This window comes from Bacillus cereus group sp. BfR-BA-01524, assembly GCF_022662595.1.
GTDB lineage: Bacteria > Bacillota > Bacilli > Bacillales > Bacillaceae_G > Bacillus_A > Bacillus_A thuringiensis_S.
On the sequence record NZ_JAKUDW010000501.1, the window covers coordinates 1 to 213 of the forward strand.

Here is a 213-nt window from a genome sequence, read left to right on the forward strand (position 1 = left end):
TATCCCACCAGCGCCTCCACCGAAGCTAGCGCTCCGGTTTCAATGGCTCCCGCCTATCCTGTACAAACTGTACCAAAATTCAATATCAGGCTACAGTAAAGCTCCACGGGGGCTTTCCGTCCTGTCGCGGGTAACCTGCATCTTCACAGGTACTATAATTTCACCGAGTCTCTGGTTGAGACAGTGCCCAAATCGTTACACCTTTCGTGCGGG

The 213-nt window shown here is 52.6% G+C and carries 1 rRNA gene; it reads right to left on the reverse strand.

Going from position 1 to position 213, the window contains the following annotated elements:
- Nucleotides 1–213 (reverse strand): 23S ribosomal RNA (locus tag MR170_RS32085); the annotation flags it as partial.